This is a genomic window from Paenibacillus tarimensis (assembly GCF_021532315.1).
In the GTDB taxonomy this organism is placed as follows: Bacteria; Bacillota; Bacilli; order Paenibacillales; family Paenibacillaceae; genus Paenibacillus_I; species Paenibacillus_I tarimensis.
Genome location: NZ_JAKGAO010000006.1, coordinates 136,716 through 157,627, shown reverse-complemented (window position 1 = coordinate 157,627; position 20,912 = coordinate 136,716). Strand labels below are relative to the sequence as shown.

Here is a 20,912-nt window from a genome sequence, read left to right as displayed (position 1 = left end):
ACCGGAAACCCGCTTCTCCCGCTTCCTTCAGCCGAAAGAGACATTATTTTGCCTCATACCAATTGACGCCATAGTTCACATCCGCCTTCAGCGGGACATCGAGCTCAAGGGCCGACTCCATTACTTCCGGAACCAGCGTCTTCATCAGCTCCAGCTCATCCTCCGGTACCTCGAAGACAAGTTCGTCATGCACCTGCAGCAGCATCCGGCTCTTCAGCCCGCGTTCTCTCAGCGTCTGGTCCATCTTCACCATCGCCAGCTTAATAATGTCCGCGGCAGTCCCCTGGATTGGCGTGTTCATGGCCGTACGCTCTGCAAAGGAGCGCAGATTAAAGTTCGAGGCCTTAATCTCCGGCAGATAGCGGCGGCGTTCCAGCAAGGTGGTGACATAACCGTCCTGGCGTGCCTTCATCACAATATCATCCATATACTGGCGAACGCCCTTGAAGGCGGCAAAATATTGCTCAATGAAGGCAGCCGCTTCCTTGCGGGTGATGTTCAAGTTCTGGGACAAGCCAAAATCACTGATTCCATAGACGATCCCAAAGTTTACCGCCTTGGCCTGCCGGCGCATATTGCCGTCCACGGCGTCGGCCGACACGCCGAATACGTCCATCGCTGTCTTGGTATGGATATCCATATCGGTGAGGAAGGCCTCCTTCAGCCCTTCGTCACCCGAAATATGGGCTAGCACACGGAGTTCAATCTGCGAGTAGTCGGCCGCAAGAATATACCAGCCCGGCTCAGACGGTACGAAAGCCTTGCGGATTTTGCGGCCTTCCTCCAGCCGGATCGGAATATTCTGCAGGTTGGGAAACTGGCTGCTGAGACGTCCCGTTGCGGCAATGGTCTGGCGGTAGTAGGTATGCACCTTGCCGGTCTCCTTGCGGATTTCCTTCAGCAGCCCTTCCACGTAGGTGGATTGGAGCTTCGCCAGCTGCCGGTAATCGAGAATAAGCCGTACTATCTCATGGTATGGTTCCAGCTTCTCCAGTACATCGGCATCGGTCGAATAGCCGGTCTTTGTCTTCTTCATGACCGGCAGTCCGAGCTTGTCGAACAGCACCTCACCCAGCTGCTTAGGAGAATTTATATTGAATTTGTCGCCGGCATGCTCATAGATCGCTTCCATTAAGCGTGTGATTTGGGTGCTCAGCTCACTTCCCAGAGCCTCCAGTTCACCTGCGTTGACGGTAATCCCCTGCTTTTCCATCCCGCACAGCACATCCGACAGCGGCTGCTCAAGCTCGTGGTAAAGGCGGTTCATGCCGTTCTTCTCCAGTTCCTCTTCCTGATGCCTGGCGATCCGGCGCACTGAATCAGCCTTGCGCGACAGATGCAGGGCAAGCTGTTCCAGCGGCGGAACTTTGAATTTTGCTCCCTTGCCGTATACCTCTTCATCCGCCGGAACGGCAGGAAGGCCGTACCGTAGCGCAAGTGCATTCAGGGATTGGCCGCTGTCCGTCGGATCAAGCAGGTAAGCCGCGAGCAGTACGTCAAAAGCGGCACCGGCCAGTGTAATGCCCTTCCATGACAAGGCAAGTGCCGCCTTGTGCAGGTCATAGCCTCTCTTCTTCACTTCTGCATCGGCTAGCCATCCCTGCAGCTTCGCGGCTGCTTCGGAAACCATTACATCATAGGGAACGACATAGACCTTCCCTTCGGCCGCTAGAGCAATCCCCAGAACCTCGGCATGATGCGGATTTTCTCCCGCTGCCTCCACATAGATACTCTCAATCGACGCAAGCTCCTCATTCTTCAGCTGACTCATATCACCCTCTGATAGCAGGACAATATCCAGTTCTGCTGACTGCACCGCAGCCCCGCTTTCCCCGGATTCACCATCCACACCGCCTGTCAAATCAAGCCGCTCCAGCAGAGACTTGAATTCGAGCTTGCGGAATGCCCCGGACAATACAGCTTTATCGTAGCCCTTGTAAGCCATCTCGTCTTCACTGCTCTCAAGCGGCACCTCACGGAAAATCGTGGCCAGCTTTTTGCTCATAACCGCATCTTCCTTATGTGTCTCAACCTTCTCCTTCATCTTGCCCTTCAGCTTGTCCGTATTGGCCAGCACTTCTTCCACTGAGCCGAACTCATGCAGCATCTTCAGGGCTGTCTTCTCACCAACTCCGGGAATGCCGGGAATATTATCGGAAGCATCACCCATAAGGCCCTTCAGATCCACAATCTGGGCAGGTGTCAGGCCATATTTCTCGCCTATGGCTTCCGGCGTGAACCGGTCCACCTCGCTGATTCCTTTGCGAGTAATTGCGATCGTAACATGCTCAGAGGCAAGCTGGAGCATATCCTTATCGCCTGTCACGACCAGTGTTTCGCGCCCCGACTCATCCGCCATGCGGGTAAGGGTTCCAATAATATCGTCCGCCTCATAGCCCGAAAGCTCAAATTGAGCGATGCCAAAGGCATTAAGAAGATCCTTCAGAACAGGAAACTGCTCGGACAGCTCGGGAGGAGTCTTGGCCCGTCCTCCCTTATATTCTTCGTAGCCTTCGTGGCGGAACGTGATTTTCCCCGCATCGAAAGCAACCAGGATATGGGTTGGCTTTTCTTCCTCAATCAATCTTAAGAGCATCGTCGTAAATCCATAAACGGCATTTGTATGTAAACCCGCGGAATTGGTAAGCGGCGGCATCGCATAAAAAGCCCTGTTAGCAATGCTGTTTCCGTCGATAAGCATCCATTTTTCCATCCTGGCACCTCACCTTAATCTTCTCCTTTTATCATAACATACAACGCGGATGGGCTGCGAACCGTCAGCTGTACTTCTATTCGGCTATTTCAGCTTTCTTGCAGCAGCCAAACAGGGCTGCTGCCGGCTGGACACATCATGTCCTCATACCGGCAGCAGCCCTGTTATATCTATATTAAACGGGTTCATTCAAGCGGTAGCAGGGTCTTCAGCAAACGACCGGGGGCGGCCGAGCAGATACCCCTGAGCATAGCCCACTCCCATTGCCTTGACCTTGTCGAGCTCTTCCTGCTGTTCAATCCCTTCCGCTACAACGGAGATTCCCATTCTGCCCGAAAATTCTACAAACGTACTCATTATTTGCTCCTTCATCTCATCCTGATGGATATTCTGGACGAGCGAGCGGTCAATCTTGATATAATCTGGACGCAGTTCAACAATGGATTGCAAAGAGGAATATCCGGCACCTACATCATCGATGGCAATCTGATACCCTTGATTGCGATAATGCGAGAGCACTCTCTTGGCCGTTCCAAAATCCTCAATTGATGTCCGTTCCGTAATTTCGAACACGACATTGGAAGGCGAAAGACCTTTGCTGCTAAGCAGCTGCAGTGTCTGACCGGCTGTAAACCTGGGATCATCCATAATATGGGCCGTCAGGTTGATGAATATCTTCTGCTTCCCGGGAGCCATGAATCCTTGAATCGCCTTCTCTCTAGCCAAGGTATCGAGGCAGTACACCGCACCCTCTTCTCCAGCAAATTTAAACAGCGGCAGCGGTCCGTCAAACCAGCTTTTGTCAACCAGCCTTGTGAGGGCCTCGTAGCCGAAGCAGCTTCCATCCTGAACCGAGATGATGGGCTGATAAACCGGGTAAAGGCCATCCTGCCCGAGAATGTTCTTCAATGCCAGCTTTCGCAGACTCTGTTCAATAGCCATGGGATGCTGACCGTGGACCAGTGCACGTTTCATCCCGTTATGGCGAAGCTGAATATCTTCCTCTGTGTTCCAGGAAGCGCGATATGCTGAAATACCGGCGTGAAGCACGGCTGAATCACTATAGGATAGCGAGCTTGCACACTCTGCCTTCCAGCCTTCAGCCCATTCCGAGCGGATCGTGCGGGACAGCTCCAACAGCCACTCCCAGAATCCTTCCTCAGGATGGCCCGGTCTCTGGAGCAGGACAAACAGATCATCCCCGATCCATCTGACAGCCTGGATGACAACATCCTGCCGGGGGATATTTTTTAGCGCCCCATCCGCAAATTGCCTCCAACCGGGGATCGACTTTATGCTGTATACCGGCTCCTGGAATTCTTCCCCTGTCTTTAACCCCAAATAAATAACCCCGACCATACCATCATTATGCTGTTCCGATTGCTGGCTTTCAGTCGCTTTGCGAAATGGTTTATACATGCCCGTTCAACTCCATGCTGCTATCGCTGATTTTTTCCATTACGTATACACTGCCTTTGGTGCGCTTGGCCTGCTTCTTCAGGCGTGCCGACAGCTCCGAGAACATTTCGGGCGTAACCGGCTGATAGCCGTCCCACTGCATAACAGACAGCGATAAGGTAACCCCTTCGCAATCCACAGTATTCCCGCTCCGGTCTACAACGCACGATACTTCCATACCGCCATAGAACGACTGTACCCCTCCGTCAAACCGCCAGATCAAATGACTGCAAAGTGCTTCAGGGTCCTCCGCTTCCGTAACTACGATATAGTCATCCCCGCCGATATGTCCGATGAAGTCGCCGGGTGAACCCAGCAGAGCCACGACCTGCTGCAGAGAATCCGCTGTATAGCGGATCAGCTCGTCCCCTTTGCGGAATCCGAAACAGTCATTAAACCACTTGAAGTAATCCAAATCCGCATAGATGACAGAGAAGGGCTTGCCCGCATCTATGCGGTGCATGATCTCCTGTTGAATGCGCTGCCCGCCGGGCAATCCGGTTAGCGGATTCGCAGTCATAGCTGCCTCTGTGCGAAGCTTGGTAATGTACTCCAGAATGGAACGAATCGTAGCCGCGCCAGCCATCTCTCCGTCTCTTGTAATTGTCACCACATCATACAGCTTGGTAAAATGTCTGCTCATGGCCAGTGTAGACACCTGTTCAACCGGTGTGCTGTATTCCACTATCAGCGGGTCGGCATCCATAACCTTCTCCACGGACCGGTTCCAGTAAAGGGGCAGTCCGAACTGGCCTGCCAGCAGCTGATGCAGCTTTTCTTTCATAATAAGCCCAACCGGGCGCTTGCCATCTACCACAACAGCACCAAGCACAGTGGGATCGTTCTCAAATAAACGGGCTGCATCCGCCACTCTCGTGTGGAGAGGGAAAACAGGGATAATTGTTGCCAGCTCGCCTATTTGGGAAGCATAATGCTCAACCCCAGTCCCCTTTTGTCCCGGCATTTCACGGCGTGGTGAAGCGTTGGGTTCCGAATGTCCGCTTAACGAGCCTGCTTCACTCCACGCTTCCTTCACCGCATTGTATATGAGAGTTTCTGCAGAACGACCGGTGTGGGTAGGGACGATTTTGCTCATGCCAATATACATATCATTCACAACGTCTCCAGCCTCACAGCCTATCCGGTCGCGAAGCTCCTGAACCGTACTATGAAGCAAAGCTTCCAGCCGTTCTCCACCAAGCTTACGGTTCAAAAAAAAGAAGTACTCCCTGTTCATCCGACAGTGCCAGAAAATACGCCTCTCTTCCTGTGCCCAGGCTCCAAGAGAATGCAGAACGGTCTCCGTTGCATCCTGAAGCTGTACATATAAGACACCTACTCCACCCTCATGCCATCTCTCTGTAATCCGTCGAACCATTTCCCGGTCAAGCAACCCAAATCCGATTTCGCCCACTGTCGATCTCCTCGCGGATATTGTCAACATACGACTTTAATATACGAATATTTTACCAGTCAAGTGTGAAATTCGAATCATTGAAGTGTTAAGTTTATGTAAAAGTTATGAGAAATAAGACCTATAAACTGCCAACGTATGGATAGGAAAAGCCGCTGGCCCATCGGCCAGCGGCTCTTATATCGATCTCTTCTTGTAAGCTGATGATGCTGCTACACGTTCAGATCCGGACGTTTACCGGTAACAAGGTAGACAACATTTTCCCCGATGTTAGTCGCATAATCGCCGATTCGCTCGATGTAACGGCCTACAAAGCTCAGAAGCATTGCCTGGCTGGCAGTCTTCGGATTCTCCACCATCAGCGAGAAGAGTTCTCTGAGAATCTGGCTGTACAGTGCATCCACCGTATCGTCATCCTTAGCCATCTTGTAAGCTAAATCCACATTCTCGTTAATGAACGACTGGATCGATTCATATGTCATCACCTGTACAATTTCGGCCATCCGCGGGAGGTCAATGAGTGGCTTTATTAAATCCTCGCCTTCCAGACGGAGTACAACCTTAGCAATATCAACGGCTAGATCCGCCATACGCTCGAGATCGTTGGAGATTTTGAAGGCAACCAGAATGCGGCGAAGATCCTTGGCTACCGGCTGCTGCGTAGCGATCAGCATGGTGCCCATCTCTGTAATCCGCTCTTCCATCTGGTTTATTTCCGCATCGTCACGAACGATCGATTTGGCCAATACCACATCCACTTCCTGCAAAGCGCGCATTGAACCGGCAATTGCCTGTTCTACCTGCGTACCCATCTGAATGAGAAGCTTTTGCATCGCATCTAGCTGTTGATCAAATTCAGTTCTTCTTGTCATGAGTGCTTTGCCCCCTTCACTTCCGCTGTTAGCCGAATCGGCCGCTGATGTAATCTTCGGTGCGCTGATCCGTCGGATTGGAGAAGAGCTTCTCGGTATCCGCATATTCAATCACTTCACCGTTAAGGAAGAACACCGTCTGATTGGAGACACGAGCAGCCTGATGCATATTATGCGTCACCATCACAATTGTATAACGGTCTTTCAGCTCTTGTGCAAGTTCTTCAATTTTAAGGGTTGAAATCGGGTCAAGAGCGGATGTAGCTTCATCCATCAAGAGCACATCCGGGTTAACGGCAAGAGCGCGTGCAATACAGAGACGCTGCTGCTGGCCGCCTGATATACTAAGCGCCGAACGCTTCAGATGGTCCTTGACCTCGTCCCACAGCGCGGCAGAACGCAGGCTCTTCTCTACAATTTCATCAAGCTCATGCTTCTTGGTAATGCCATGCAGCCTTGGACCGTAGGCCACATTATCATAGATGGATTTAGGGAACGGATTAGGCTGCTGGAATACCATGCCTACCTTCTTGCGCAGGGTTTCCACGTCGACATCCGAACCGTAAATATCCGTGTCTCCAACTCTGATGGAGCCTTCAATCCTAGTGCCCGGTATCATATCGTTCATCCGGTTCAGCGTCCTGAGCAGTGTTGACTTACCACAGCCTGATGGCCCGATAAACGCTGTAATGGCTTTCTCGGGAATACTCATCGATACCTTCTTCAAGGCATGAAATTCTCCGTAATATAAATCTAAGTTCTTAATGTCGATTAGTACCTGCATCCGCGTTTCTCCTCCGGCTTCAATTCATCTTGACCGCTCCCGCAATAGGGTAGCGTCCATTCAGCGCATTGAGTATATCAGGCGATTATCTGCTCAAAGACAGGATTAAGCTAAGTTTTTGTAAAAGATAGCCCCTCTTACCCGAACCGACCCGATATGTAATCACTTGTCTGCTGATTCGCCGGGTTAGTAAACATCTTGTCGGTCTTATCGAACTCCACAAGCTCGCCCATCAAAAAGAAAGCGGTGCGGTCGGAGACCCTTGCTGCCTGATGCATATTATGCGTCACAATTATAATACAGTACTCCTGCTTTAGCTCAGCGATCAGTTCTTCGATCTTCGCTGTCGAGACCGGATCCAGGGCTGATGCCGGCTCGTCCATCAGAATGATGTCCGGCTTAACCGCAATCGACCGGGCGATACATAGACGCTGCTGTTGGCCGCCAGAGAGAGCAAGCGCCGACTTATGCAGCCGGTCCTTGGTTTCCTCCCATAACGCTGCCTTGCGCAGCGATTGCTCGACAAGCTCGTCCAGCTTCCTCTTATCCCGTATCCCGTGATAACGGGGGCCAAAGGCAATATTCTCGTAGATCGATTTATGAAACGGATTCGGCCGCTGCCATACCATGCCAATCTTTTGTCTCAGCAGCACCACATCAGTCTTGGGATTCAGAATGTTCTGGTCCCCAATCCATACCTCACCCGTAATTTTCGCGCCAGGTATCAGATCGTTCATCCGGTTCAGGCTTCGGAGGAACGTCGATTTGCCGCATCCCGAAGGACCGATCAGAGCAGTCACCTGCCGGGCGGCGAAATCCAGGGAAATATCCTTTACTGCCTGCTTTTCCCCATAAAAGACACTTAGATTTTTGGATTTAAGCCCAATGTCCTGCATGTTGTTCCTCCCACTACCTGGATGATGTGAATTTACGGTAAACCAATCGGCCAAGCCATCTTGCAATCAGGTTGAAAGCCAGCACCGTCATAACAAGAACAGCTGAGGCTCCGGCGGCAATATCTCTGGCATCGGGAGCAATTCCTTCCGAATTGATTTTCCAGATGTGAACGGCGAGTGTCTCGGCAGGCCGGAACGGATTCAGCGGTGATGTCGGGTCTAGCGGATTCCAGTTGCCAAAATCGAGACGCGGCGAGCTCATGCCTGCCGTGAACAACAGCGCAGCCGCTTCACCAAACACACGGCCTGAAGCCAGAATGGTACCCGTAAGGATTACCGGAACGGCCATTGGCAGCATGACAGAAGTAATCGTCTTCCACTTGGAAATACCGAGGGCAAGACTTGCTTCCTTCTGCTCCCGCGGTACACTTCTGAGGCCCTGTTCCGTGATTCTCACCATGAGCGGCAAATTGAACACGGTCAAGGCCAGTGCGCCTGAAAAAAGCGAAAAGCCGAAACCAAATACATTAACAAACACGAGCAGGCCGAACAAGCCTACTACAATCGATGGAAAGGACGAAAGAACCTCTACCGTCAGGCGGATGAAGTCCGTCAAACGGCCTGGTTTAGCATATTCGCTCATATAAATACCTGCCCCAAGACCAAGAGGAATTGTAATCATCATGGTCAATACCAACAGGAACAAGGAGTTGAACAGCTGCGGCCCGATACCGCCGCCCTCCCGGAATGTCTGCGGCGGAGAAGTCAGGAAGTCGTAGCTGATATGGCCGAAGCCTCTCACAATAATATAGGCTAAGAACCCTGCCAGCAGAAGGATAATGAAGCCGGCCACGGCCATGATGATTCCTGTTGCAATTTTGTCGACTGTTCTTGCCTTCATACCTTCGATCTCCTTTCCAGCCACCGGACAATAAATACGAACACGAAGGTCATGGTCAGCAAAATAAGCGCCAGTGTCCACAGCGCGTTGTTATGCGCGGTTCCCATAATGGTATTCCCCATACTTAGCGTGATCGCACTTGTCAGCGTGGAAGCCGATTCAAACAAGGATGTAGGTATGTGAGGCGCGTTACCTATGACCATCTGTACGGCGAGCGCTTCCCCAAACGCCCTCGCGATGCCCAGTACTATTCCTGTCAACAGGGCTGGAAGGGTGGTGGGAAGTACAATTCTGTATATGGTCTGCCAGCGGGTTGAGCCTAGCGCATAGGAGCCTTCCTTTAGCCCTGCCGGAAGAGCTGCAAGCGCATCAGTTGCAATAGTGGTAATTGTCGGCAGAATCATGATGGAGAGCACCACGCCGCCAGCCGCCAAGCCAAGGCCTTGTCCTGGGAAGATATCCCGGAAGAACGGGACAATAACACTGAGTCCGACGAATCCGTATACGACGGAAGGAATGCCTGCGAGCAGTTCAATAACCGGCTGCAGTACCTTCCTGCCGAATTTGGGCATAAGCTCAACGATGAATACTGCCGCACAAAAACCAAGCGGCGCAGCGATTAGTGCCGCAAGAATGGACGTACTGAACGAGCCAACTATGAAAGGAAGTGCGCCAAATAATGGCGGCTCACCCTCAGGGGCCCATTTGACACCCGTAAACAGATCGATGGGATTTACACCATCTTTAAAAAATGTACTCAGACCTTTGGATGCCACGAAGTAAACCATAGAGAAGATCGTTAATACCAGGAGCCCAACGCAGATCAGCGTATATACACGGCCTACCCACTCTTCCGTCAGATGTTTACTTCTTTTCTCTCTTTCGACTGACCGAGCCATATACCTCTCCTTTAGACGCCCAACAAGAGGCGGATAGAGTCCGCCTCTTGTTGATCGTAAATGATCGAGCTTTTATTTTTGAGTTACGTTACCATCGATGTCACGAACGATCTGCATTTTGCTTACTGGGATGTAGCCGAGCTCCACAACGACACCGTTTTGAACCTCGTCGCTTACCATGTAGTCAAGGAATGCCTGGAGAGCTGCATCAGGCTCGCCCTTCGTGTACATATGCTCGTAAGCCCATACCGGATAAGTACCGTTAGCAACGTTCTCTTCTGTAGCTTCCACACCCTCATACTTCACTGTTTTTACAGTGTCATCAAGGTAGGACAGAGCAAGGTAACCGATAGCGCCCGGTGTTTCGCCAACCAGCTTCTTAACTGTACCCGAGGAATCTTCCTGAATCATACCCTGCAGGTCTTCTGCCTTTGTGCCAAGAGCATACTTCTCGAATGTTGCGCGAGTACCGGAGCTTGCCGGACGGTTTACGATAACGATCTTCTGATCAGCGCCGCCAACCTCGCTCCAGTTCGTGATTTTGCCAGTGAAGATATCAACCAGCTGCTGCTTTGTCAGGTTGTCAACCGTTATTTCTGGGTTAACAACTGCTGCCATTGCCACAACCGCTACCTGATGATCCTTTAGCTCTGCTGCTTTATCAGCATCCAGCTTCTCTTCTGCGAATACGTCGGAGTTACCAATGTTAGCTTGTCCTTCGGAAACCTGTGCAAGGCCCGTACCGCTGCCTCCGCCTTGAACTTGAATCGTTACACCGCTGTTCTTCTCCATGAACATTTGAGCAGCTTGGTCAACCAGCGGCTGAAGCGCGGAAGAACCAGTTGCCAGGTATGAACCGCTCAGTTCAGTTCCCGCGTCTGTTCCTTCATTACCAGTGCCAGTGTTTGTACCTGCTCCCTCGTTCGTGCCAGCTGCACCTTTATTCGTGCTATTATTTCCTCCTGCAGTGCCGCTGTTATTGTTGCCTCCGCATGCAGCAAGTGTGAATACCAATACAATAGACATAACGAACATCAAAGACTTCTTCATTTTTAAATGTTTCCCCTTCCTTATCCCTATTTGTGTTTGTTTACAATGTTTATTGTAGAAGCTTGTCATTTGCGGACTATTAACGTAATGTTAACTGAATGCAAAATAAATATACAATATTTATATATGAGCGGGTATAATATAGATGAACTCAATACATAATGAAACATTCGTTAAGGAGAAGATAAATGTCTTTACTCAAGCTAAAAATACTGCGGCTGATTGGCCGCTATAAGCAGGTGACAGCTGTAGCGAATGCACTCGGAATGAAACAGCCCACTGTCAGCTTTCACATGAAGAAAATGGAGAATGAGTGGGGAGTCAAGCTGTTCCAGGTAAGGAACGGCCGAGTGCTGCTTACGGATGCAGGCAGGCTTCTTCTCCCTTATGCTAAACAAATCGATACACTTTATACAGAAGCACTGGAACGGATGGAGGAAATAAGGAACGGATGCCGGAATTACCGAATTGGCTGCTCAAGCATTATGGCAGCTGCTCTGGGGGTTACGGATAAGTTAACGCTCTGGATGGAGGAGTCAGGAAGTACGGTTTCGGTTACGACAGGAAATGAACATACTCTACAGGAATATCTTACTGAGGGGCTAATTGATGTGCTCTTTACAGGCAGGATTGGAAAAGATCCGGGAGGCAGTGAGGTCATGGAAATCATACAATCACCGGTCTGTCTGTTAGCATCAGCATCCCATCCGCTGGCTGCAGCCCAGAATGCTGTCGAAGGAAGTAAATTAAGCGGTTATGAGTTTGTTTTGCATACCTCTCTGACCGAGCAGCTGCTTACCTGGGCAGCCGCCAATCATCTGACTATTAACTCGCCTGCTTTCTCGGATTCTGTCGATTTCATTGTTAATACCGTAACGGGGGGGCGTTTTTTAACCCTGCTGCCTGAAGCTGTGCTAGGAGAATGGAACAGGGGCCGATTAATCCGCCTCGATCTGAATGAAGTCGATCTGCCTGTATGGCACCAATACGCCATATGGCCGGATCAGCATGTGAATACGGAGTCCATAAGGACGCTGCTCACCTATCTTATGGACCCCGGACATTAGATACGCGTGTTACAGCCGATCCGTCTCGATCTGATTCGCAAGGCGGCTGATCCCCTCCTGTGCATCAGATGTCTGCGCGCAGGCGAGACGTGTAAGCTCCAGCATCTGCTTTACACTTCTACTGCTGTCCTCTGCCGCCGCAAGCAGCTGGTCGAATACGGCAACGGTGCGAACCACCGAATTCTCGGCTGTCAGAGATTCTTCTCTGGTCACTCTCACCAGGTCAGCTGCCTGAACAACAGCTTCAAAGATGGCATCGATCATACCCGATATCCGTTCAGCAGAGCTCTTCGTCTGAGCAGCCAGCTTACCGACTTCATCAGCCACTACCGCAAAACCTCTTCCGTGCTCACCGGCCCTGGCCGCCTCGATCGCAGCATTAATCGCCAGGAGCCCGCACTGCTCGGCCAGCTCACGTATGAAATGCGAAACCTCCCCAACGGATCTGGCGCGCAGCTGCAGCTCGCCTATTTGTTCTTCCTGGCGGAGTGTCCGTTCAGATAGCCCCTGGAAAGCCTGGGAAACTCCGTTCAGTTCCTTCTGGCCGGTAACGGTCATAACTGTCATTCTCTCCGATAAGGCATCAACAGCTGTGCTCGCTTCATTAACCTGCAGAACGGCGGACTCAATCTCCTCTATCAGCTTGCCCGTCCGGTGAATGGTCTGCACCTGCTGGGTAACTGCCTGCTTCTGAAGCGTATTCGAGAGACCCAGCAAATCCGCCATGGTCAAAACGCCCGCATACCTGCTATCCTTCACAATAACTACGCAGTCATACAATCTGTCCTCTGTGCGGCCAAGTGCCTGCTTAAGAAGCTGCTGAGGCGGCAGATCGGCATCCACGACGAAAGGCTGATGGTCCATGAGCACAGCAATAGGCTTCTCGTAATACAGTGCCGCTCCAAAGCGCTGACTCAGCTGCCGAAAAAACTTGTCCCGCATCACAAGTCCCGCTGGTCGCTTTTGTTCATCACAAACGACAACGCACTCTGCGTCTTTATGCCTCCCAAATATTCTTGCCACTTCCTCACAAGTATGTTCCTGGGTCGCAATTGCAGTATTCCGTATAAAATCCGCTGCTGTGCTGGTCAGCCTTTCCTGACCCTTATCATGGAATGAGACATTCGTATCCGAATGAACTGAAGCCGGTGCGCCCGTTTCTTTTACTAATACCTCCATACTACAACCTCTCCTATCTAGCTGGATCGTCAGACGTGTACCTGATAAGGACCTAAGACTCCTATATGCCCTAATCGTAGGTATATTAGATCAATTGCAGTCAAGAGAATTGTAAACGGAGTGTTAAATTTCGACATATACATCCATTTTTTTGCTTTTTCTATGAGTTATAGATTCATTAGCCGCAGGCAAAACAGAGAGACCAGCCGGAATAACGGCTGGTCTCTGCAAATTGTTCACTCTCCCGCTTCTGCTTGCACAGCATGCAGATGATTCACATATTCTTCTCTGAGCAGGCTCATCACAATGATGTCGCAATACCTGCCTCCGTTGAAGTAAGCCTGACGGAGACGCCCTTCCTCCTTAAAGCCGACCTTACGGTAGCAGGCATAGGCTTGCTCGTTATAGTCATAAACCTCAAGCTGCAGCCGGTTGAAGTTTATGCGGTTAAAGACGAAATCCTGCAGCAGCTGCAGTGCTTCCGATCCATAGCCCTTACCCTGAAGCTCTTTGGCGCCAATGACGATGCCTAGCTCAGCTCTGCGGTTCTTCCAGTCGATCCGGAACAGATCAATCTGGCCGATATAGGCTTCCGTTTGACTGTCTGCAATTACGAAGCCTTTGTGGTCAGAGCCGCCTTCAATCTGTCCTTTCAGGAAGGACTCTGTGGAAGACTCCGTATGCGGATATAGGAAGATGTCTGACAGCTGGTTGACGATCTCCGGATCATTCACCCACCTGCGCATCGCCGCAAAGTCATCTGCGCGGTACTCCCTCAGCATCACCCGGCCGCCGATCAGTCTGGGCATTCCGGTTAGCCTTTAATGTAGAGACGCGCACGCTCTTCCCAAATTTCGCCGGGAGCGAGGCTGAACAAGCCAATCTCTTCCGCAGGCAGATCAACATTCGGCGCATTCACGAGGTTGATCTGCGGCTCAGGGCAGAAGAAGCCTTCCGTCGCACCATTGTTCCAGATCATCCACTGCTTGTACGAGGTACCGACATCATAGACAAGCGTGATACCTTCTTTGGTATCGGTCAGCTCCATCAGGTTCCGTCCGTTCTGCGGCTTTACCGTATAATGGTTGTCCAGCGCTTCGAAGAAAGGATAGATTCCCTCGCCCTGTATCTGCTTCTCTTGATCAGAAAGAGGCTGGAATTTGCCAGTCGGAAGCATCCGCTCGTTTAGCTCCCAGCGTTCGCCAATCGTCGCTTTGAAGCGGTAGTCCTTGGCGGAGCCATTAGGTGTGAACGGTGCGTTAATGGCTGTGTGGAATGCAAGCAGGCATGGCATAGCTTCCTTACCGTCATTACGGACGAAGATGTGCTGGAACAAGCCGTCTTCACTCAGCACGTACTTAATCCGGATGGTAAAGCGAAACGGCAGGTACTGATAGATTGAATGCTCCTCATCGACAGTAAGCGCTGCCTCGACAAAGCTCTCGCGGTTCGATCCGCCGAACTGCAGCACCTTCCAGACAGCTGTATGAGCAAAGCCGTGCAGATGGTTGCCCGTCGCTTCTTCATTCACTGGCAGCTGGTAAACGCGTCCATTCCACGGGAACTTGCCGTCCTCGTAGCGGTTAGGCGGGAACAGCACAGGAATGCCGTGGATGCCGGGATTGGCCTTGAATGCTGGCATTTCATTCTCAGCAGGCTCATGGAGAAAGCGGCTTCCGCTCGTTGTGTCGCGGAACGCGATCAGATTGGCGCCAACACCAGGCAGGAAAGCTGCCTCATAACGGCCAGCCTTCAGCCAGATCGCCTTCTCGCCTTGATAGATTCCTTCAAACGCAGTGCATGAACTCATTCGTGTTCACTCTCCCTTGGCTATGTACGTGTATAGCATACCATAATTCGGGATGCCGTTTAAACCTGACAGCTTGGAACGGCGGCTTGCCACTAGCTTTCCTGGCACGGCTAACAGCCATCCTGCAATACCCTTCGGATGGCTGTTTCCTCTATATTACACCGTCCCCTCAGCCCCTGAAAGCTGCAAGGCGGCTATTAAGCTCCTGCGTGCTGCTGTAGACATCGCGATAGATGCTGAACAGCTTCTTATACGTCTCCACTGTATCTGGATTTGGCGTGTAGGCGGCTGCATGCTTGACGAACTTGCCCGCGCATTCCTCCAGGCTCGCAAACCAGCCCGCGCCATACGCCGCCAGCATAGCCGCTCCGAGACCTGGTCCCTGCTCATTCTCCAGCGCAACTACCCTGGCATCGAATATATCCGCCTGCATCTGCAGCCATACCGGGTTCTGCGCGCCTCCGCCGATCGATACAATCGTATCCACCGTCTTGCCCGCCTCACGGAAAATCACAACCGATTCATGGAGCGAGAACGTAATGCCCTCCATAACCGCTCTTGCAAAATGGTCACGCTTGTGCGAACCATCCATTCCTATGAAGCTGCCGCGGATTTGGGCGTCAGCATGCGGAGTTCGCTCACCGACGATATACGGCGTGAAGAGCAGTCCGCCGGAGCCCGGCTTGACATCGCCAATTCCCTTCAATAGTTCATTAAAAGATTCACCGGAGGCGAACGTCTGCTTGAACCAGCTGAGCGAGTAACCCGCCGCAAGGGTCACGCCCATGGCATAATAGGCATCTTCCTTACCGTGGTTGAAGAAATGGACCCTGCCGCCGTAATCGGAGTCTTTGTTGTTCTCATAGGTCAGAATTACACCGGAGGTCCCGATACTGCAGAGAGTCAAGCCTTCAGTAAGAATGCCCGCGCCGATGGCGCCGCAGGCATTATCCGCTCCGCCGGCATATACATTCGTCGCTGGCGACAGCCCGCACTGCTCAGCGATGCTTGGAAGCAGAGTGCCCGCAAAGCCATGCGATTCGATAAGCGCAGGACAGAAGCTTTCCGGCAGATCAAACGCCTCCAGCACCCTCCTGCTCCAAACTTTATCCGCCACATCCAGCAGTAAGGTGCCGGCCGCGTCGGAGTAGTCCATATGCAGCTCGCCAGTCAGCCGGTAACGGACATAATCCTTCGGCAGCAGGAACAGGCTTGCGCGGCTGAACGCTTCCTTCTCATGCTCACGCACCCACAGTATCTTGGGCAGCGTGAAGCCCTCCAGCGCCGGATTACGGACAATGTTAAGCAGGTCAGCGCCAAGCGTTCGTTCAATTTCCCGGCACTGCTCGGTTGTCCGTGTATCATTCCAGAGAATCGCATTGCGTACGGGCTTGCGGTCAGCATCCAGAAGCACAAGTCCATGCATCTGCCCGGAGAAGCTGATTCCCTCTACCTGAGACGGCTCAACGCCAGCAGCTGTAACCGCGTCTCGAATCGCCTGGAGCGTACCCTTAACCCAATCCTCCGGTCTCTGCTCGCTCCATCCGGTCTGCTCATGAAAGAGCGGGTAGCCTACCGAAGCTTCTCCGCGGATCTTCCCTTCGCGGTCAACGAGAAGCGCCTTGACTGCACTCGTACCCAAATCTATCCCGATAACATAACTCATGTGAAGACATCCTCCCGCCAATGTTAAAATAAGGCATGAACAGCCGGCCTTGCGACCGGCTGTTCCTATACGGCTGCCAGCAGAACTGTTGATTCCTGCTTAGCCCTGCCGTTATTGTTTATACACTGTAAATGATCTCGTTGATCATCAGCTTGATGCGCTCTTGACGGCCTGATTCATTCTTGATCGGGTTGTTTTGAAGAGCATACTGCTCCAGGCTGGCAAGTGTCGCCTTGCCGGATACAATATCAGCCCCAATGCCTTCACGGAAGCTGCGGTAGCGCTCTTCTACAATGCTGTCCAGCACACGCTCTTCAATCAGCTTGGCTGCAGCCTTTAGGCCCCATGCATAGGTATCCATGCCTGCGATGTGAGCCAGGAACAGATCGTCCTGCTCGAACGAGCCGCGGCGTACCTTTGCATCGAAGTTAATGCCGCCGCGTCCGATGCCGCCGGCTTTGATGACTTCGAACATGGTCAGTGTAGTGGAGTACAGGTCAGTCGGGAATTCATCCGTATCCCAGCCCAGCAGCAGGTCGCCCTGGTTCGCGTCCAGCGAGCCCAGCATACCATTAATTGCAGCCACGCGGATTTCGTGCTCGAAGGTATGTCCGGCAAGCGTGGCATGGTTTGCTTCCAGGTTCAGCTTGAACTTATCAGCCAGACCGTACTTTTGCAGGAATGCGATAGTGGTTGCTGCGTCGAAGTCATACTGATGCTTCGTCGGCTCCTTCGGCTTCGGCTCGATCAGGAACTGGGCGTCAAAGCCGATTTCCTTCGCGTAAGCGATCGCCATCTGGAAGAAGCGGGCCAGGTTATCAAGCTCCAGGGCCATATCCGTGTTGAGCAGCGTTTCGTAGCCTTCACGCCCACCCCAGAACACGTAGTTCTCGGCGCCAAGCTCTTTACCAACTTCAAGGCCTTTCTTCACCTGCGCTGCAGCGTAAGCATATACATCCGCATTCACAGCCGTTGCTGCGCCGAACACAAACCGCGGATTCGTGAACATATTTGCCGTATTCCAGAGCAGCTTCTTCCCGGAGGAGGCCATGTTGTCCTTCAGCATGCTGACAATAACATCGAGATTCTTGTTCGTCTCCTGCAGGGTTGCACCTTCCGGCGCAATGTCACGGTCATGGAAGCAGTAATAAGGAACGTTAATCTTGTCGAGGAATTCGAAGTTAGCTTCCACTCGGGCTTTGGCCAGATCCATGCCGCTGTAACGGTCCCAGTTGCGGACAGCCGTGCCAACGCCGAACGGATCGGAGCCTTCACCTGTAAAGGTATGCCAGTATGCAACTGCGAACCGGAGATGCTCTTCCATCGTCTTGCCGAGAACGACCTCCTGCGGATTGTAATGCTTGAACGCAAAAGGATTATCGGAGCCTTTTCCTTCGAACTGAATCTTGCCCACATTATCAAAGTATGCCATAAGTTTGACACGCCTCCCGGATTTGAAATGATCGTCATATACGTTTTGAAAACGTTTCACCCGTATTGTAGCATCATCAAACTTAGTTTGTCTACTAAACAAACTAAGTTTTTTTGTGTTATAATTGTTACAGGCCCGCCTTCAAATCAGCTGATGCCCGCGCCTCAAAATACACTGGTTGCTGCATAGCTGTCATGCTACACTATTAAGATGGCCTTTTATCTGAATATTAGCCCTACCTTACCTAACTGGAGGTCGACGTCATTCCATGCAGAAGTCAACAGGAGACGCAGCACTCATAAAGAAGATTAATACCGCTATCGTACTGGAATGCGTACTCACCCACGCCCCGCTGTCCAGAGCTCAAATTTCCGAGAAAACTGGTCTGAACAAAGCAACGGTATCCAGCCTTGTCCAGGATCTGATTGCAAGCCATCTTGTGCTTGAGATCGGCATGGGCGAATCAAGCGGCGGCCGCAAGCCGGTCATGCTGCTGTTTAACAGTCAGGCAGGATATGCCGTTGGCATAGATCTCGGCGTCAATTATATCCGTGGTGTCCTGACAGACCTTCGCGGGGAAATCATTCAGGAAACGCGTGTCAAGCTTCCAGGCAAAAGCCAGGCAGAGGTGCTGCCCCTCCTCTATGAGGGCATCCGTTCTTTAATCAGCAGCGCTCCAGCAAGCCCGTATGGTGTGGTAGGAATTGGCATCGGCGTACCGGGGATCGTGGATGAGTCAGGCACGATTCTTTTCGCGCCCAATCTTGAATGGGAGCTCACGCCGCTCAGCCGGCTGGTGGAGGAAGAGTTCAATCTGCCGGTTACCATTGACAACGAAGCGAATGCAGGCGCCCAAGGGGAACAGAAATACGGAGCGGGCCGCGGAATCGCCCATCAGATTTACGTCAGTGTAGGAATCGGAATCGGGACAGGCATTATCATCAATAAAGAGCTGTACAAAGGAGCTTCCGGCTTATCCGGTGAGCTCGGCCATCTGTCTATATCCCTTGACGGCAAGCAGTGCCGGTGCGGCAACAAAGGATGCTGGGAGCTGTATGCCTCCGAGAACGCGCTGCTCGAGCTCGCTGCCCCGATTGGCTTCTCATCAATGGAAGCGGTGCTTGCCGAAGCTGAAGCGGGTAACCCGGAGGTTCTCAAGCTGCTCGGCCAAACAGGCGAATACCTGGGAGTCGGCATCGCCAATATCGTCAATGTATTTAACCCGGACGCAGTCATTATCGGGAATACTATGAGTCTGGCCGGCAGCTGGATTGGAGACGCAGTCCGTCAGTCCGTTGCCCGGCGGACACTCCCCTATCACCGTAGCGGCATGCAAATTCTGTTTGCCGAGCAGCAGGAACGCTCTGCTGTGCGGGGCGCAGCCTACTATGCCATAAGCGGCTTCTTCGAGCGTGTGAAGAGCGGGCTTGAAGGGCAAGACTGAATTCCGGAAAAGGAACTCATAACAATCGGGAGGGAGCGTTGTCCGAAGACTGTCGTTAGCGCTCCCCCAATTCTGCCACCAACAGACCGTCGAGAACCTCCACCTTATAGGAAGCGAGCGCGGCAGACCGCACGTTCAAACATTGTCCACTCTCCATATCGAAGGTCCATCCATGAAGCGGGCAGAACAGCTCCCCACCTTCCACTTCGACGGTATAGCCCGAATGTGGACACTTTCGTGATAACAGCACGTATTCTCCCTCATGCCGGATCAAATAGTATTCGCGCCCCTCTACTTTTACCTCCGCTGGAAAACGTTCAAAGCTCTCCGGCTTGCCAAGTGTCACCTGCTGCATCCTGCAACCCCTCCTGCTTCATTCTTTTGCCATACCATAACATATTCCTGTTCCTTCGTGTGCTCGTCAATCCCCTCTTCTGCGATTACAAATCCGCCGCGCTTGTAAAACTGCAGGGCCATATCGTTTTGCTGATAGACCTTTAACTGAATGCGATCATACAGCTGCTTGACGTGGCGGATCAGCTCTCTTCCATTCCCTTGATGCTGATGCTCCGAAGCTACGAACAATGCTGCGAGATAATCGTCAACCATAGACACAAACCCTGCCGCTGCTCCATCATGTTCGATTATATAAGTGCTTGCCATTGGGAGATACTTTGTTCTCATATCTTCCGCCATAGACCTCCAGTATGACGGGTCGACGAAGTGGTGAGCATCGATTGACCCCTCCAGCCAAATCTGCACAAGCTCATCGTAATCTGCTTCAACAGCTTTCCTTATTAGCATTTCTGCTCCTCCTTTCCTGTGGGGCAATTACAACTATTACAATTCCCACCCAGTATTCACCATAACTTCCTGCTATGTTATATTCAACTTATAACCGGGTTCATCCGGCATGTTATCTTAATAAGGGGGATAAAGCCATGCTTATTACAGTCCTGAGCCTGTTCTTTGTCGCAGCTGTGACTTATTGCTCAAGCGGTTCGGCTGCGTAAGCCCTTACTCCAAAGGTCTGACACTTACAGCAGCATTATCTATCATCGCGCTGATCGGTCTTGGCCAGAATTATACACAGAGCTTGGTCAATCGGGGAGAAGACGGTATTGCCGTCTCGAATCAGGCAGCCTACTGGATACTCGGCGAGGATCGCTGGTCTGTAGAGCGGTTCAGACTAGCCTATGAAACATCGTTATACCTGACTATATTCTTGTTGGTCTTGTACCCGGTTGTGCTTCTGCTCGAGCTGAAGAGTATTTCCATGAGGAAGTCTTCAAGGGCGTAGGCCTTTTTTTGTGAAAATCAATCTTCC

The 20,912-nt window shown here is 51.8% G+C and carries 19 protein-coding genes; 3 read left to right on the top strand and 16 right to left on the bottom strand.

Annotation, left to right across the window (positions count from 1 at the left end; translation table 11 throughout):
* Positions 1–43: 43 nt before the first annotated feature.
* The 9 genes from polA to L1N82_RS05770 form a co-directional block, all read right to left on the bottom strand.
* On the bottom strand, positions 44–2,713 hold the full coding sequence (polA, locus tag L1N82_RS05810) for a DNA polymerase I (RefSeq protein WP_235286436.1): 2,670 nt from the start codon (positions 2,711–2,713) through the stop codon (positions 44–46).
* Positions 2,714–2,902: 189 nt separating this feature from the next.
* Positions 2,903–4,132: an EAL domain-containing protein gene (locus tag L1N82_RS05805; protein ID WP_235286435.1), complete on the bottom strand. Its 1,230-nt coding sequence runs from the start codon at positions 4,130–4,132 to the stop codon at positions 2,903–2,905.
* Positions 4,125–5,585, bottom strand: a complete 1,461-nt coding sequence (locus tag L1N82_RS23410) for a GGDEF domain-containing protein (RefSeq protein WP_235286434.1) — start codon at positions 5,583–5,585, stop codon at positions 4,125–4,127. The genes L1N82_RS05805 and L1N82_RS23410 overlap by 8 nt, the downstream gene beginning before the upstream one ends.
* A 212-nt stretch (positions 5,586–5,797) precedes the next feature.
* Complete coding sequence (gene phoU, locus L1N82_RS05795; protein ID WP_235286433.1) at positions 5,798–6,457, bottom strand: phosphate signaling complex protein PhoU; 660 nt, start codon at positions 6,455–6,457, stop codon at positions 5,798–5,800.
* Between the two features lie 28 nt (positions 6,458–6,485).
* Positions 6,486–7,241 (bottom strand): phosphate ABC transporter ATP-binding protein PstB, encoded by a 756-nt coding sequence (pstB, locus tag L1N82_RS05790; protein ID WP_235286432.1) that lies wholly within the window; start codon positions 7,239–7,241, stop codon positions 6,486–6,488.
* A 137-nt stretch (positions 7,242–7,378) separates the two neighbouring features.
* The gene (gene pstB, locus L1N82_RS05785) at positions 7,379–8,137 is read right to left on the bottom strand and encodes a phosphate ABC transporter ATP-binding protein PstB (protein ID WP_235286431.1); all 759 of its coding nucleotides are present in this window, start codon (positions 8,135–8,137) and stop codon (positions 7,379–7,381) included.
* Positions 8,138–8,150: 13 nt separating this feature from the next.
* Positions 8,151–9,038, bottom strand: a complete 888-nt coding sequence (gene pstA / locus L1N82_RS05780) for a phosphate ABC transporter permease PstA (protein WP_235286430.1) — start codon at positions 9,036–9,038, stop codon at positions 8,151–8,153.
* Positions 9,035–9,937 carry a phosphate ABC transporter permease subunit PstC gene (gene pstC, locus L1N82_RS05775; RefSeq protein ID WP_235286429.1) on the bottom strand — a complete coding sequence of 301 codons (903 nt, stop codon included), beginning with the start codon at positions 9,935–9,937 and terminating at the stop codon, positions 9,035–9,037. The genes pstA and pstC overlap by 4 nt, the downstream gene beginning before the upstream one ends.
* 72 nt (positions 9,938–10,009) lie before the next feature.
* Positions 10,010–10,987, bottom strand: coding sequence for a phosphate ABC transporter substrate-binding protein (locus L1N82_RS05770; RefSeq protein WP_235286428.1), 978 nt, complete (start codon positions 10,985–10,987; stop codon positions 10,010–10,012).
* Positions 10,988–11,175: 188 nt separating this feature from the next.
* On the opposite strand from L1N82_RS05770, the gene L1N82_RS05765 reads away from it, so the two are divergent.
* Positions 11,176–12,054 (top strand): LysR family transcriptional regulator, encoded by an 879-nt coding sequence (locus tag L1N82_RS05765; protein WP_235286427.1) that lies wholly within the window; start codon positions 11,176–11,178, stop codon positions 12,052–12,054.
* A 9-nt stretch (positions 12,055–12,063) separates the two neighbouring features.
* On the opposite strand, the gene L1N82_RS05760 is transcribed toward L1N82_RS05765, so the two are convergent.
* The 5 genes from L1N82_RS05760 to xylA form a co-directional block, all read right to left on the bottom strand.
* Positions 12,064–13,233 (bottom strand): methyl-accepting chemotaxis protein, encoded by a 1,170-nt coding sequence (locus L1N82_RS05760; RefSeq protein WP_235286426.1) that lies wholly within the window; start codon positions 13,231–13,233, stop codon positions 12,064–12,066.
* A 236-nt stretch (positions 13,234–13,469) separates the two neighbouring features.
* On the bottom strand, positions 13,470–14,042 hold the full coding sequence (locus L1N82_RS05755) for a GNAT family N-acetyltransferase (protein WP_235286425.1): 573 nt from the start codon (positions 14,040–14,042) through the stop codon (positions 13,470–13,472).
* Positions 14,043–14,047: 5 nt separating this feature from the next.
* Positions 14,048–15,043, bottom strand: a complete 996-nt coding sequence (locus L1N82_RS05750) for an aldose 1-epimerase (RefSeq protein WP_235286424.1) — start codon at positions 15,041–15,043, stop codon at positions 14,048–14,050.
* Positions 15,044–15,212: 169 nt separating this feature from the next.
* Positions 15,213–16,709 carry a xylulokinase gene (xylB, locus tag L1N82_RS05745; RefSeq protein ID WP_235286423.1) on the bottom strand — a complete coding sequence of 499 codons (1,497 nt, stop codon included), beginning with the start codon at positions 16,707–16,709 and terminating at the stop codon, positions 15,213–15,215.
* A 118-nt stretch (positions 16,710–16,827) separates the two neighbouring features.
* Entirely contained in the window at positions 16,828–18,141 is a 1,314-nt protein-coding gene (gene xylA, locus L1N82_RS05740) for a xylose isomerase (protein ID WP_235286422.1), read from the bottom strand.
* 268 nt (positions 18,142–18,409) lie between these two features.
* On the opposite strand from xylA, the gene L1N82_RS05735 reads away from it, so the two are divergent.
* The gene (locus L1N82_RS05735) at positions 18,410–19,585 is read left to right on the top strand and encodes an ROK family transcriptional regulator (protein WP_235286421.1); all 1,176 of its coding nucleotides are present in this window, start codon (positions 18,410–18,412) and stop codon (positions 19,583–19,585) included.
* 55 nt (positions 19,586–19,640) lie between these two features.
* Here the strand turns inward: L1N82_RS05735 and L1N82_RS05730 are convergent, their stop codons facing one another.
* Complete coding sequence (locus L1N82_RS05730; RefSeq protein ID WP_235286420.1) at positions 19,641–19,940, bottom strand: Rieske (2Fe-2S) protein; 300 nt, start codon at positions 19,938–19,940, stop codon at positions 19,641–19,643.
* Positions 19,928–20,389 carry an N-acetyltransferase gene (locus tag L1N82_RS05725; protein WP_235286419.1) on the bottom strand — a complete coding sequence of 154 codons (462 nt, stop codon included), beginning with the start codon at positions 20,387–20,389 and terminating at the stop codon, positions 19,928–19,930. The genes L1N82_RS05730 and L1N82_RS05725 overlap by 13 nt, the downstream gene beginning before the upstream one ends.
* Before the next feature lie 184 nt (positions 20,390–20,573).
* On the opposite strand from L1N82_RS05725, the gene L1N82_RS05720 reads away from it, so the two are divergent.
* On the top strand, positions 20,574–20,885 hold the full coding sequence (locus L1N82_RS05720; RefSeq protein WP_235286418.1) for a hypothetical protein: 312 nt from the start codon (positions 20,574–20,576) through the stop codon (positions 20,883–20,885).
* Positions 20,886–20,912 lie beyond the last annotated feature (27 nt).